Raw genomic sequence first — 13,386 nt, forward strand, 5'->3', positions numbered from 1 at the left:
CTACAGGGGTGGCGGAAAACAGGAGGTTTTTCATGGTCGTCAGGGTTTGATTGAACGACCCAAAATTGTCCCCCAGCCCACTCCGAAACGCCCCGGATTACGCTTTAGGGCGTCCCAACTTATGTATTGAGCCGAGCCGCCACCTCGCTGGGCGTCGCGGCTTTCAGCTTTTTGAACACCCGGTTGAACGTCGACTTCGAATTGAAACCCGACTCCAAAGCTACCGCCAGCAAAGTGTAATGCTGGAAGCGCGGATCTTGCAGCTTGCGCTCGGCCTCGGCAATGCGGTGGGTGTTGATGTAGTCATTGAAATTCTGGCCGAAGCAAGTATTGATAACGCGCGACAGCAGGGAGGTATTGGTGCGGAGCTGGTTGGCCAATTCGCCCAACGTCAACTCCGGGTTCAGGTAGGGCCGCGCCGTTTGCATGTGGTGCGTGAGCTTATCGGCCCACCGCGTTAAGTCAGGATCGGTGGGCGCTGTTGGAATTTCGGCGGTGAGTTCGACAGAGTCTGAGACCAGACGCTGGGGGGCATTTTCGCTAAAATTGCCCCCCTGGTTTGGCGCGAGCACTTTTGCAACCTGAGTCGGAGACGCTGCCACGCTCGCAACGGGCTGTAGTTCTTCTGCGCCGTCGGGCTGAAAGTGCAATGCTGGCGCGGGCTGATACGGAGCCAACAGGCCGGCAATGCTCAGGTAATAGATCAGCAGGCCGGTGGCCAAAAACGAGTACCACACCTGAATGTAGGACAGCGGCGTCAGGACTTTATTTACCAGGCCGAAGAAAAAAGAAACCAGCAAGCCGACCAGCACCGCCACCATCAGATTGCGTAGCCATGGGAAGCTGATGGGCCCGGTGTTGGAATAATTATCGTCGAGGTAACGGCGGTAGCGCTGGTAGTCGCGCAGGGTGAGCCAGCCGTAGGCAAACACCGACAGGTAGCCCAAGATTTCTATGGTACCATCCGCTATTTCGCTCACGTTGGCAAGCGGGCCTTTGGTGCCGAAGTGCTCCGTAAAAGGTGCCCCCAGAACCCAGTGTTGCCACACTACATCGTATCCAAACACCACTAAGCGCCAACCCAGGTATGCCAGGGCAGGCAGAAATTGAAGTTTCTGGGCCCAACCAAAGCGAAAATCCTGGTTGGTAAGACTGCGGAAGTAGAAGTAAAAAGTGGGTCCCAATGCCAGCCAATGGCTGAAGGGAAAGTAAAACATGAAGGTTGAATGCGCATCGTGGGAGTCGTACCAACCGGCGAAACCCAGCATCCACTGCGTGAGAGGCAGCGTGTTAAGCAGCAGCAGCAAAGCCAACCACGTATCGGAGGCAATGCCGCGCTGCCACCCGCGCACCAGAAACAGCACTATAAACACCACGCCCTGCACAAAAAAAGGCAGCAGCAATGAGCTATACGGGCTGAATTCGAAGAACATGCGCTAAAGCTACACAACCAGCACGTTACGACGCTACACCAGCTCTTTCCGCAACCCGTACACCCGCCGCAGGTTCTGAATCAGCCGGGCCGATTCTTCGAAGTTCAGGGTTTGTTGGCCATCGGAAGCAGCTTCTTCGGGTTTCTCGTGGGTTTCGTACAGAATGCCATCGGCACCAGCCATAACGGCGGCCAGAGCCATCGGGGCCACGTAGTCGCGGATGCCGATGCCGTGCGACGGGTCTACCACGACGGGCAGGTGGGTCTTCTCTTTGAGAATCGGTACCGCGTTCAAATCTAGGGTGTTGCGCGAGGCGGTTTCGAAGGTTCGGATGCCCCGTTCACACAGAATCAGCTTCTCATTGCCCCCGAAAACACGTATTCCGCTGAGGATAATAGCTCTTCGATGGTGCCCGAAATACCGCGCTTGATGAGCACCGGCTTGTCTACACCGCCCAAAGCATCGAGCAGGTTAAAGTTCTGGGTGTTGCGGGCACCGACCTGGAATACGTCCACGTAGTCGTGCATCTCCTCTACCTGCGACACCTGCATTACCTCCGTCACCACTTTAATGCCGCGGGCGCGGGCCATCTGGTGAAATTGCTTCAGGCCTTCCATACCCAGACCGCGGAAAGAATATGGCGAGGAGCGCGGCTTAAAAACGCCCCCCGCATCAGCCGCACGTTGTTATCGAGCAAATGCTGCAGGACTTTTTCCATCTGCTCCTCGCTCTCAATGCTGCACGGGCCGGCCACGAGGCTCAACGAGCCTTCACCAATGTAAACTCCATCGCCAAGGTCAAGCACGGTGGGCTTTACGCGCCACTTGCGGCTAACCAACTGGTAGTCATCGGATACTTGATGAATGTCGCGGATGCCGGGCAGCTGCCCAATGGCGCGCAAGTCGACCTCCGCCTTACCGATGCCCACGAGGTAGCTGGCGCGCTGGGTCGTCACCTCCGTGACTTTATATTTCAGGGCTTTTATCTGGTTGATAATGTCCACTTTGGTGTTCGCGGCAATATCTTTTTCGAGTTGGATGAGCATATGTCGGTTCCCGCAGAGGGCGCAGAAGATTTGCGCAGAGGACGCTGAGTTCTGCGACTTCAGCGCGAACTTCTGCGTCTTCTGCGGGCTAATTAATTAAGAACAGAGGAAACAAAGGCTTTGGCCGCGGCGGGCGCATCATCGGCGCCTTCCAGGGCCCGGATAAAGGCCGAGCCGATAATGGCGCCGTCGGCGTAGGAGCAGGCGCGCTCGAAGCTGGTTTTGTCGCCGATACCGAAGCCAATAAGGCGCGGATTGCGCAGGTTCATGGTGGCAATGCGCTCAAAATACGCTTCCTGCACGCCCACGCCCTGCGTATTTTGCCCCCAGTCGTGCCGGGACCTGACACCAGGTACAGAAACGCATCCGTCAGCTCGTCGATGCGGCGGATGCGGGATTCGCTGGTTTGGGGCGTGATAAGGAACACGGGCCGCAGGTTGTGGCGCCGGAAGATTTCCTGGTATTCATTTACATAATCATCCAGTGGCAAATCGGGCAGGATGATACCATCGACACCGGCTTCGGCGGCTTGGCGGCAGAAGTTTTCTACCCCAAACTGCATGACGGGATTCAGGTAGCCCATGAGCAGCAGCGGCGTGTCGGGCACAGTTTGGCGGATATCCTGGAGCTGGCGGAACAGCACGCGCATGTTCATGCCGTTGGCCAGGGCGGCAGTGCTGCTCTGCTGAATCACGGGGCCATCGGCCAACGGATCGGAGAAGGGCATACCGATTTCGATGAGGTCGGCGCCGGCCGCGGCCAAGGTTTGAATCAGCGGCACCGTGGCGTCGAGCGTGGGGTAGCCGGCGGTAAAGTAGATATTGAGCAGGTCTTTGCCTTTCTTCTGGAAGGCTTGTTGGATACGGTTCATGATGATTTCTCGCAGTGTCTCGCAGTGTTAAAAACGCAGTGTCGCGCAGTGTTCAGCCCGCCAGCGCACTGCGAAACACCGCGCCAACACTGCGAAACACTGCGGGAAACCGACGCTAGCTCATCTGCTCCGCGTATTTGAGGTAGGTATCCAAATCTTTATCGCCGCGGCCCGACAGGTTCAGCACCACAATATCCTCGGGGCCCGCTCCTATCTGCTCCAAGGCGGCCAGCGCATGCGCCGTTTCCAGGGCCGGAATAATGCCTTCTAAACGGCTCAGCTCCGCTACCGCCCGCAAAGCCGGCTCATCTTCAATAGAAATAAACCGCGCCCGACCCGAAGCACCCAAAAACGCGTGCAGCGGCCCGATGCCCGGATAATCAAGGCCCGCTGAGAGCGAGTATGGCTCCGTAATCTGCCCGTCTTCGTCCTGCATGAGCAACGTGCGCGAACCGTGAATAATGCCCGGCTTGCCCAGCACCGACGTAGCCGCCGAGTGGCCCGACTTGATGCCCTTCCCAGCCGCTTCCACCGCAATCAACTGCACTGAAGGCTCATCCAGGAAATGGTAAAAAGCCCCCGCCGCATTGGAGCCCCCGCCCACGCACGCCACCACGTAATCGGGCAGCTCACGACCTACTTTCTCCAGCAATTGCTTTCTAATCTCTTCGCTGATAATAGCTTGCAGACGAGCCACCAGATCGGGGTACGGGTGCGGTCCTACCACCGAGCCGATGATGTAGTGCGTATCCACGGGGTTGCTGATCCAGTCGCGGATGGCTTCGTTGGTGGCATCTTTCAGGGTTTGGCTGCCGCTGGTCACGGGCCGCACTTCAGCGCCGAGCAGGCGCATGCGCTCTACATTGGGGCGCTGGCGCTCCGTATCGGTTTTGCCCATGTACACGATGCACTCCATACCCATCAGGGCGCAGACGGTGGCCGTGGCCACGCCGTGCTGGCCGGCGCCGGTTTCGGCAATAATGCGCGTCTTGCCCAAACGCTGAGCCAGCAGAATCTGCCCGACGGTGTTATTGACTTTGTGGGCGCCGGTGTGGCACAAGTCCTCGCGCTTCAGGAAGATGCGCGTACCGTAGCGGGCTGAGAGGCGCTTGGCTTCGAACAGCGGCGTTGGCCGGCCTACGAAGTCGCGCAGGAGCTGCTGGTAGTCGCGCTGGAAGTCAGGGTCGGCGAGGATGGTAAGGTATTGCTCGCGCAATTCTTCCACGTTTGGGTAAAGCATTTCGGGAATAAATGCCCCCCCGAACTCACCGTAGTAGCCACGGGCATTGGGTTGGAAAGCGGAAGTAGTAGCCATATCGTAGGTGATGGGTTGGAATGCTGGTTTTGGAGTCAGAAGATTATTTGAACGTCATGCAGAGCATTCTGCGCATTAAGCAGAGACGAAGCATCTCGCATGCTGACGTCTGGTTAGTTTGGCAACGACTGCACGCGAGACGCTTCGCTGCACTCTGCATGACCGCCTTCTATATAAGGTGTAGGCGTCACGCCCCGAAGCTGCTGAAACATCTGTTGCAATCGAGTCGGGTCTTTTTCGCCGGGCGAAATCTCGAACCGACTGTTTAAGTCTACGGCAAACAAGCCAGGGAGCTGGAGGTTCCGGAGCGTTTCGGCGTGCGCCAGATCGAGGCCGCCGGCGAGGAAGTAAGGAACGGGTAAAGCGTAGTCGCGCAGCAGGTCCCAGTCGAAGGTGAGGCCGTTGCCGCCGGGCTGCTCGCCTTTGGTATCAAAGAGGAAATAGTCGCAGTGCGGGACGTAGGGCAACAGCGCGTCGAAGTCAAATTTGCCCCCCAGCGCAAAGGCCTTCATTACCAGCAAGCCCGGTGCGCGTAGCTCTTGACATTGAGCGGCCGTTTCGTCGCCGTGCAGCTGAACCATATCCAGCTTAAACTCCTGCACGCGCTGCCGAATAATTTCGGTCGTTTCGTTGACGAAAACGCCTACTTTCTTGATGCTGGGGGGCAAATTATTTAGGTTGTCAGCGCTTAGCTCCTCCCCCACGTAGCGGCTGGATTTGGGATAGAAGATGAAGCCCAGAAAATCCGGTTGCAGCGTGGCCACGGCAGCCAGGCTGGCTGGTTCGCGCATTCCGCACACTTTTATATGGAGAGTTGGGTTCATAGTTTGGGAGTTTACGCTGAACGTTATGCCGTAATCGGTGCGGCAGCTTGCAGCTCCTGCACCAGCGCCGCGCAAGCTTTTTCGGGGCGGCTGTGACGCATGAACGCCTCGCCCAGCAAGAAGCCCCGGTAGCCGTAGCCGCGCACCTGCCGGATGGCGGCCGCCGTGCTCAGTCCGCTCTCCGACACTTTAACGAAGCTGTTGGGGATGCGCTCGGCCAGCTCGGCGGAGGTTTCCAGACTCATGCTGAAGTCGTGGAGGTTGCGGTTGTTCACGCCTACCAGGTTCACGGCTTCCGCGTCGAGGCTGCGGTCCAGCTCTTCGGCGTTATGCACCTCTAGCAGTACTTCCATGCCCAGACTGCGGGCAAAACGGCCAAGCGTAGCTATTTCGACGGGTGTGAGCACGGCCGCGATGAGCAGCACGGCATCGGCCCCGATGCTTTTGGCCTCCAGAATCTGGTACTCGTCTATCACAAAGTCTTTGCGCAGAATGGGGCAGAAATTGAAGCGGCGGGCCGTAATCAGATCCTCATTTTGCCCCCCAAAAAACTCCCTATCCGTGAGTATGGAAAGAGCCGATGCGCCGGCTTGCATGTAACCGATAGTGGTGCGCTCCACGGGCGCGTGGGGATTTATCCAGCCTTTGGATGGCGATTTGCGCTTGAATTCGGCGATAATACCGCTTAAGTCCTCGCGCAGCAGATAATGGCGCAACGATAGTGGCTGGGTGTTGAAGTACAAGCTGCGCTCCAGCAGCTTCACCGGCACCAGACTTTGGCGCTCGGCCACCTCGCCACGCTTGTGTTGAATAATCTGATCAAGAATAGTAGCCATGAGCTAAGAACAAGAAGCCGTGGGAGTTGGTCGGCTGTGAGAGAAATGAATAATCAGGATGAGGTGTAGAGACTCCAACTATTACGTCTCTACACGTTCAACAACTGCCGAAATGCCCCCCGCGCAGCACCGCTGGCCAACGACTCGCGGGCTACTGCCAACGCGTCGGGCAGAGACAGGGTTGGGTCGGCACATTGAATAGCGAGGGCAGCATTGGCAGTTACTACGTCGCGCTGGGCTGGAGTGCCTTCGTTATCAAGCACCTTTAGAAAAAGAGCTGCCGATTCGGCTACCGTTTGCCCCCCAGCCAGGTCGGTGGCGGTGTAGGTGGGCAAGCCGAGCGTAGCGGCGGTTACCACCTGCTCGCCCCGCGCCGACACTACTTTGGCGGTGCCCGTAAGCGAGAGCTCATCGTAGCCATCGAGGGCGTGCACTACGGCATAGCGGGTGCTGGTTTGCTGAAATAAGTAGTTGTACAAACGCAGCAATTCCAGGCTGAACACGCCCGCCAGTTGCGCGGCCGGCCGGGCCGGATTAACAAGCGGACCAAGAATATTAAAGAAGGTACGCACACCCAACTCCCGGCGCACGGGTCCGGCGTGGCGCATGGCCGGGTGAAAAGCCGCCGCGTGCAGAAAGCAGATATTCGCCTCATCCAGCTGCCGGCGCAATGTGTCGGATGGGGCCTCGAAATCGTAGCCGAAGTGAGCCAGAATATTGGAAGATCCGCACACCGACGACACGCCGAAGTTGCCGTGCTTGGCAACTTTGTGCCCAGCCCCGGCCGCCACAAAGCAGGCCAGTGTGGAGATATTCAGGGTGTCTTTGCCGTCGCCGCCGGTGCCCACAATATCGAGTACCTCGTGGGTTCCCAGCTCCGGATTACGGCAAAGATCGAGCAGCGCGTCGCGGAAGCCGCTCAACTCTGGCACCGTGATGGGCCGCATCCGGTACACGGTCATGAAAGCCGCCGTTTCGGACGCATTTACGCCTCCTTGGCCCAGGCGAAACATCGCCTCACGGGCTTCCTCGCGGGTGAGGGTCTGCTGGTCAAAAAGGGTGGTGAGGATCTGTTTCAAAATCGAGGGTTATGCTGGTTTACTATAATTAAGAACGTCATGCAGAGCATTCCGCGCATGAAGCGGCAGCGAAGCATCTCGCGTGTTTAACCGGATTACTAATCTCACTACCGCGAGCGAGATGCTTCGCTGCGCTATGCATGACGTGCTGCAGTAACCACTTCTTTTTATTCGCTCAACCAGTTCTTCAGCATCTCGTGACCGTGCTCGGTCAGGATGGACTCGGGATGAAACTGCACGCCGCGCACGTCATACTGGCGGTGGCGTAGGGCCAATACCTGGCCGTTAGCGTCGCGGGCAGTTATTTCCAGCTCGGCCGGCATCGACTCCGGTGTTACGACCCATGAGTGGTAGCGGCCAACTTTGAACCTGGGGGGCAAATTTTTGAATAACCTATCCTCGCCCGTGATGATGTCGGCGTCGGTGGCGATGCCGTGGAGCACGGCGGGCAGATTATATAATTGCCCCCCAAAAGCTTCGGCAATGCCTTGGTGGCCGAGGCACACGCCCAGCATCCGTTTGGTAGGCGCGTAGCGCTGGATAATGGCGGGCATCAGGCCAGCATCGGCGGGCACGCCGGGGCCGGGCGAAAGCATGATGGCGTCGTATTGGTCTACTTCTTCCAGCGTGATTTTATCGTTGCGCACAACGGTGGTTTGGGCGCCGTAGCCTAGCTCACGCAAGAGCTGCACGAGGTTGTAGGTGAAGGAGTCGTAGTTATCGAGAACGAGAATGCTCATGAGGATAAGAGCTAATATTTAATAGTTGTCTTGGCTTTGGAGGGCTTTTTTCTGAGTAAAACAACATCAGCAACGAGGTTAACCACCCCAGCCGCGCCGTTGGCGCGGCGTCCCCTCCTCATCTGAGGAGGGGAGCTTGTCGTTCTATACCGTGGCGGTTAGCTTCTCTCCTATTGCTTCGGCCATTTTCAGGGCTTTGCGCAGGGCGGCCAGCTTGTGATGCACTTCGTTTAGTTCGGAGTTGATGTCGGAGGCGGCTACTACGCCGGCGCCGGCTTGGTAGTGGAGCTGATTGCCGGTGCTGAGGAAGGAGCGAATCATAATAGCGTGGTTGAAGTCTCCGTTGAAGCCTAAGTAGCCCAGGGCGCCGCCGTAGTAGCCGCGGCCGGTGGGTTCGAGCTTGTCTATCAGTTGCATAGCGCTGTGCTTGGGGGCGCCGGAGAGGGTGCCGGCCGGGAAAGTATCGGCTACCACTTGCAGGGGCGACGCGTCAGAGGCCAAGGTGGCAGTTACCTCGCTGACTAGATGAATGACGTGAGAGTAGTACTGAATTTCGCGAAAGACCTTGACTTTTACTTCGTCGCCGTGGCGGGCGAGGTCGTTGCGGGCCAGGTCCACGAGCATTACATGCTCGGCGTTTTCCTTGGGGTCGTCGGCTAGCTTTTGGGCGAGGGCGGCATCTTCGGCATCGTGGCCGGTGCGGCGGAAAGTGCCGGCAATCGGGAACAGGCTGGCGGCGCGGCCTTTGATCAGCAACTGGGTTTCGGGGGAGGAGCCGAAGATTTTGAAGTTGCCGTAGTCGAAGTAGAACAGGTACGGCGACGGATTCACGGAACGCAGGGCACGGTACACGTTGAACTCATCACCCACAAAACCTTGCGAAAAGCGCCGCGACAACACGATCTGAAACACGTCGCCTTTGCGGCAGTGGTTTTGACCAGCGGCCAGCTTTTCCAGAAATTCTTCGTCGGTGAGGTTGGTCGTCTCCTCGCCTACTGGCGCAAATCCGAACTCCGGTAAGCTCGGATTGCGCACCAGATTCACCAGTCGCGTCAGGCCGTCGTGGTCGGTGGGCTCATCGGCGGGCGAGTGCTCAAACACATACAGCTCATTGCGGAAGTGGTTGATGGCAATGACGTAGCGATAAGTGCCGTAAATGATATCAGGAATCTGCCCGGCCGATTCTTTGGCGGGGTTCAGCGTCAGGTCTTCGAAATACTGCACGGCCTCGTAGCCCATGTAGCCAAAAAGTCCCCCAGTAATAAAGTCGAACTCGCTTTTCTCAGTTTGGAAGCGGCCGGCAAATTCGCGCAGGTGGTCCAACGCCAAACGGGGCCCTGCCAGCATTTCGGTGGTAGCGGTGCCATCAGGAAAGGTTTGGCGCAACTCGCTCCGGCTTAGCTCAAAGCGGGCCAGCGGGTCGCAGGCCAGGTAGCTGAACGCGTTTTGCTGACCGTGGTAGTCGGAGCTTTCCAGTAGCAGGCAGTTGGCGTACTGATCGCGCAGGCGCAGGTAGAGGCCTACCGGCGTCACGGTATCGGCCAGCAGGCGTACGTGGCGGGTTTTGAGCGAGTAAGAAGGTTGCGGCGAGTTATTCATGAAATGTGGGGGGCTTTTTTAGTGGTGAGCTAGGCCTTTTTCAAACCACCGGAAAACAAAAAAGCCCGGCGGGTGGCCGGGCTTTCCTTTATGTTCGATGCGAGGTTTTGTTATTGAATGACCTTACCGCACGCACAGGTTTTCCCGTCCGGATTTTCGGAGAGGCCACCACCATGCTTGCGAAGTCATTGAGAAATTCATTGCCACTGAGTAAAGGCGTTTGTGCCGCAAATATACGGGCGAACTTACACTGCGCAAGTAATTTTTAAATCGGCAATGTCGCAGCTTGCTCAATGTCATTGGCTTGCACGCGAATTTTTGCCCCCCAGCGCCTTCGTTTTATAGAGCCATTGATAAGCTGCCGGAAACTCGCGCCGCCAAAACCATTCGGCGTGCTTGCCATCGGCTACGGCCCGGTAGCTGATGGCCGTGGGCTTCACCCCAGCCTTCCGCAAAGAATCCCGCATAGCAGCCATCAGCGGCACCATTGTTTCACTTTCCTGCTCGCCGGCTACCAAGTAAAACTGCATGGGTTGCCGCACTTTAGCGCGACTCACGTAGGCTAAAATGGAGTCTTGCGCGAACCACAGCGCCGGCGAAAACACCCCGATTTTGCTGAACACGCGCGGATATTTCAGGCCCGCGTACAAAGAAATAAGCCCGCCCATGGAGGAGCCGGCTATGCCCGTATGTTGTCGGTTCTTTAAGGTGCGATATTTCGCATCAATGTAGGGCTTAAGGGTTTGCACCATGAAATTCAGGTAAGCATCGCCTTGTCCGCCGCCGTACTTGGCATTGCGCCAGGGCGAGAGCTCATCGAGGCGCGTGTCGCCTCCGTGGTCTACGGCCACCACAATGCAGCCCGTATCCTGACCCGCGAGCTGGAGCTGGCGCAGAGTTTCATCTACGCCCCACTCCCCGCTGAAGCCAGTGAATTCGTCGAATACATTTTGGCCATCGTGCAGGTACAGTACGGGGTAGCGCCGGCGGCTGGTGGCGTAGTCGTTGGGTAGATACACCCACACGCGCCGCTTGCGGTTGAGCTGGGGAATGGCAAAAGAATCGGCCAGAACGGTCACGTTGGGTGTAAGCGTGTGCTGCTTCACGGGTGCGCCGCCCGCCAGATCCTGCCAATTCTTGATTTCGTGCGTTACCGTTTTGCCCGTAGCGGCCGAATAGCGGCGGTTATCGATGGCCTTGTTGGCGGCATCCGTTTCTACTGTTTCCCAGGAGCCGCGCGTGAATTTGTATTCGAAATTATCGAGGCTGGGGGGCAAAACCAGTTGGTAGCTGCCATCCGAGTTTTTGGTGAGGGCGTGGGGGGCATTTTTTGGGTTCCAGTTGTTGAAAGAACCCGCGACGTACAGCACGGCATCAGCGGGCGTGTTGGTCGGGACACGCTCAACGCGCAAAATGGTCTGGGCTACTGTGACGCTGGCGCACCAGAGTAAGCAGGTTATTATGAGAAGAATACGCATGCAAATAGGGTGCTTACTGAAGCACAAGCGGGTTTCTAAGGTAAGGCTTCATCAGCTGGCGAAGATAGGCAGCGAATCACAACCTCGTTTTTATACCAACCAGAGAAAGAATAATGCTGTATCTTCGCAACGCAATCGTTTGCGCAAATTTATAGCATCAGGCGTTTCAAGACGCTTTATTAATAGTCCGTTTTCCTGGTTTTATGCTCATACGCTTACTCAGCGCTGTATTTCTTTTACTCCTCTGCAATGGCTTGCTGCCGGCCTCAGCGGTGGCTCAGCAAGAAGCGCGTCGGCCAGATGGGGATGTATTTGTTGATAAACAGGGTGTGTTGCGGTGGCAAAAGACGAAGAAAGAAGTGGCTTTATTCGGGGTGAATTACACTACGCCCTTTGCCCACGCCTACCGTGCCCATCAGCGCGTAGGCGCCGCGCACGAGCAGGCTATCCGGCAGGATGTGTATCACCTTTCCCGGCTCGGCCTCGATGCATTCCGGGTGCACGTGTGGGACGTGGAAATCACGGATACGCTGGGCAATCTGCAAGAAAATGAGCACCTGAAGCTGCTCGATTTTCTGGTGGCTGAGCTCAAGCAGCGCGGCATCAAAATCATTTTGACGCCCATTGCCTACTGGAACAACGGCTACCCGGAGCCCGACACCGGCACTGGTTTTTCCAGCATTTATTCCAAAGCGCAGGCTTATACCAACCCGCGAGCTATTCTGGCGCAGGAACGGTATCTGACGCAGTTTCTGAACCACCGCAACCCGTACACGCAGCAGCTCAACCGCGAAGACCCGGACATCATTGCTTACGAAGTTTGCAATGAGCCCAAGTACAGCAAGCCCGAGGCACCGGTTACGGCTTTTGCCAACCGCATGGCCCAGGCTATCCGGGCCACGGGCTGCCGCAAGCCGGTATTCTACAACATTGCTGAAAGCCCCGCCGTGTACGATGCCATTCTGGATGCTAACGTGGACGGCGTCACTTTTCAGTGGTATCCCCAGGGGCTGGTGAGCGGGCACGCGTTGCGCGGCAACTTCCTGCCTTACGTGGACCAGTACCCGATTCCGTTTCGCCAGGATAAGCGCTTCACTACCAAGGCCAAAATGGTGTATGAGTTCGAGTCGGCCGACATTATTCAGCCGGTGATGTACCCCTTTATGGCGCGCAGCTTCCGGGAGGCAGGTTTTCAGTGGGCCACGCAGTTTGCCTACGACCCGATGGCCATTGCTTTTGCTAACACGGAGTACCAGACGCACTACCTCAACTTGGCCTACACGCCGGCCAAGGCTTTGAGCCTGCTCATCGCGTCCAAAGTATTCCACCGCGTGGGCCGGGGCCAATCGTTTCCCAGCTACCCCCAGGATTCAGTGTTCGATGCGTTTCGGGTAAGCTACCGCGAGCAATTGAGCGAGATGAACACACCGGAAGAGTTTTACTACACTTCTTCCACGACCACCCAACCGAAAAAGGCCGCCGGTTTGCGCCATGTAGCCGGCGTGGGCTCTTCGCCAATTGTAAAATATGGCGGCACCGGCGCCTACTTCCTCGACCGGCTGGCCGCCGGGGTGTGGCGCCTGGAGGTGATGCCCGATGCCGTGCCCATCCGCGACCCATTCGAAAAAGCTTCGCTGAGCAAGCCCGTCACGCAGATTTTGTGGAACGACCAGCCCCTGCAAATCACGCTGGCCGAGCTGGGGGCAATTTCTCTTTGCGCGGCCTGAACGTAGGCAACACCATGCAAACCCAGGCCACCAATGGCCGCACCACCGTGCGGCCGGGCGTGTATCTGCTGGCGGCGGGGGGCAAATCGACCAATCGATACACGGCCCAATCGACTTTCCATCAGACTAAGCTAGGCGAGTTCGCGGCCCCTGCTCCCACCAAAATTGCCCCCCAGGTGCTGCACGTGCCAATGGCGCAAGTATCGGCGGGGCAGCCGGTGCGCATTACCGCCCGCCTCACCGGGGCCGAGCCGCAGGACAGTATCTTCCTCGTAGCGCAGCATTACTACGGCCGCACCCAGGTGTTGCCCATGACCACCACCAGCTACGCGACGGTGGAAGCTACCGTGCCGGCCGAATTGGCGTATCCGGGCTTGCTGCGCTACTGGATTGTGCTGAAAAAAGCCCCCAGCAAGCGCTGACATTTCCCGGCGGTTTT

At 57.5% G+C, this 13,386-nt stretch carries 12 protein-coding genes and 1 pseudogene; 2 read left to right on the forward strand and 11 right to left on the reverse strand.

Annotated features, from left to right (window positions below):
• Positions 1 to 119: 119 nt before the first annotated feature.
• From H9L05_RS20155 to H9L05_RS20200, 11 genes and pseudogenes are all read right to left on the reverse strand, one after another.
• Entirely contained in the window at positions 120 to 1,433 is a 1,314-nt protein-coding gene (locus H9L05_RS20155) for a helix-turn-helix domain-containing protein (RefSeq protein ID WP_187732420.1), read from the reverse strand.
• 33 nt (positions 1,434 to 1,466) lie between these two features.
• A pseudogene (locus tag H9L05_RS20160) lies at positions 1,467 to 2,478 on the reverse strand (bifunctional 3-deoxy-7-phosphoheptulonate synthase/chorismate mutase).
• 92 nt (positions 2,479 to 2,570) lie between these two features.
• Entirely contained in the window at positions 2,571 to 2,786 is a 216-nt protein-coding gene (locus H9L05_RS26525) for a tryptophan synthase subunit alpha (RefSeq protein WP_317175033.1), read from the reverse strand.
• Positions 2,744 to 3,349 carry a tryptophan synthase subunit alpha gene (trpA, locus tag H9L05_RS20165; RefSeq protein ID WP_317175034.1) on the reverse strand — a complete coding sequence of 202 codons (606 nt, stop codon included), beginning with the start codon at positions 3,347 to 3,349 and terminating at the stop codon, positions 2,744 to 2,746. Before trpA ends, H9L05_RS26525 begins: the two co-directional genes overlap by 43 nt.
• 115 nt (positions 3,350 to 3,464) lie before the next feature.
• Positions 3,465 to 4,664, reverse strand: a complete 1,200-nt coding sequence (gene trpB, locus H9L05_RS20170) for a tryptophan synthase subunit beta (protein ID WP_187732421.1) — start codon at positions 4,662 to 4,664, stop codon at positions 3,465 to 3,467.
• A 113-nt stretch (positions 4,665 to 4,777) separates the two neighbouring features.
• Positions 4,778 to 5,488: a phosphoribosylanthranilate isomerase gene (locus tag H9L05_RS20175; RefSeq protein WP_187732422.1), complete on the reverse strand. Its 711-nt coding sequence runs from the start codon at positions 5,486 to 5,488 to the stop codon at positions 4,778 to 4,780.
• Positions 5,489 to 5,511: 23 nt separating this feature from the next.
• Positions 5,512 to 6,324: an indole-3-glycerol phosphate synthase TrpC gene (trpC, locus tag H9L05_RS20180; protein WP_187732423.1), complete on the reverse strand. Its 813-nt coding sequence runs from the start codon at positions 6,322 to 6,324 to the stop codon at positions 5,512 to 5,514.
• Positions 6,325 to 6,413: 89 nt separating this feature from the next.
• Positions 6,414 to 7,403, reverse strand: a complete 990-nt coding sequence (gene trpD / locus H9L05_RS20185) for an anthranilate phosphoribosyltransferase (protein ID WP_187732424.1) — start codon at positions 7,401 to 7,403, stop codon at positions 6,414 to 6,416.
• 167 nt (positions 7,404 to 7,570) lie between these two features.
• The gene (locus H9L05_RS20190) at positions 7,571 to 8,143 is read right to left on the reverse strand and encodes an anthranilate synthase component II (RefSeq protein ID WP_187732425.1); all 573 of its coding nucleotides are present in this window, start codon (positions 8,141 to 8,143) and stop codon (positions 7,571 to 7,573) included.
• A 144-nt stretch (positions 8,144 to 8,287) separates the two neighbouring features.
• A complete protein-coding gene (locus H9L05_RS20195) occupies positions 8,288 to 9,742 on the reverse strand; it encodes an anthranilate synthase component I family protein (RefSeq protein WP_187732426.1) in 1,455 nt (484 codons plus the stop codon).
• Positions 9,743 to 10,038: 296 nt separating this feature from the next.
• Complete coding sequence (locus H9L05_RS20200) at positions 10,039 to 11,220, reverse strand: alpha/beta hydrolase-fold protein (protein ID WP_187732427.1); 1,182 nt, start codon at positions 11,218 to 11,220, stop codon at positions 10,039 to 10,041.
• A 203-nt stretch (positions 11,221 to 11,423) separates the two neighbouring features.
• Between H9L05_RS20200 and H9L05_RS20205 the strand changes: the two genes are divergently transcribed.
• Both H9L05_RS20205 and H9L05_RS20210 read left to right on the forward strand, forming a co-directional pair.
• Entirely contained in the window at positions 11,424 to 12,947 is a 1,524-nt protein-coding gene (locus tag H9L05_RS20205; protein ID WP_187732428.1) for a cellulase family glycosylhydrolase, read from the forward strand.
• A complete protein-coding gene (locus H9L05_RS20210) occupies positions 12,935 to 13,369 on the forward strand; it encodes a hypothetical protein (protein ID WP_187732429.1) in 435 nt (144 codons plus the stop codon). Before H9L05_RS20205 ends, H9L05_RS20210 begins: the two co-directional genes overlap by 13 nt.
• The last annotated feature ends 17 nt before the right edge of the window (positions 13,370 to 13,386 follow it).

Source organism: Hymenobacter qilianensis (assembly GCF_014489555.1).
Taxonomy (GTDB): domain Bacteria; phylum Bacteroidota; class Bacteroidia; order Cytophagales; family Hymenobacteraceae; genus Hymenobacter; species Hymenobacter qilianensis.

Excerpts from the sequence above, each read along its gene's own strand:
- H9L05_RS20155 (WP_187732420.1), bottom strand. The coding sequence starts at position 1,433 with ATGTTCTTCGAATTCAGCCCGTATAGCTCATTGCTGCTGCCTTTTTTT.
- trpA (WP_317175034.1), bottom strand. The coding sequence starts at position 3,349 with ATGAACCGTATCCAACAAGCCTTCCAGAAGAAAGGCAAAGACCTGCTC.
- trpB (WP_187732421.1), bottom strand. The coding sequence starts at position 4,664 with ATGGCTACTACTTCCGCTTTCCAACCCAATGCCCGTGGCTACTACGGT.
- H9L05_RS20175 (WP_187732422.1), bottom strand. The coding sequence starts at position 5,488 with ATGAACCCAACTCTCCATATAAAAGTGTGCGGAATGCGCGAACCAGCC.
- trpC (WP_187732423.1), bottom strand. The coding sequence starts at position 6,324 with ATGGCTACTATTCTTGATCAGATTATTCAACACAAGCGTGGCGAGGTG.
- H9L05_RS20190 (WP_187732425.1), bottom strand. The coding sequence starts at position 8,143 with ATGAGCATTCTCGTTCTCGATAACTACGACTCCTTCACCTACAACCTC.
- H9L05_RS20195 (WP_187732426.1), bottom strand. The coding sequence starts at position 9,742 with ATGAATAACTCGCCGCAACCTTCTTACTCGCTCAAAACCCGCCACGTA.
- H9L05_RS20200 (WP_187732427.1), bottom strand. The coding sequence starts at position 11,220 with ATGCGTATTCTTCTCATAATAACCTGCTTACTCTGGTGCGCCAGCGTC.
- H9L05_RS20205 (WP_187732428.1), top strand. The coding sequence starts at position 11,424 with ATGCTCATACGCTTACTCAGCGCTGTATTTCTTTTACTCCTCTGCAAT.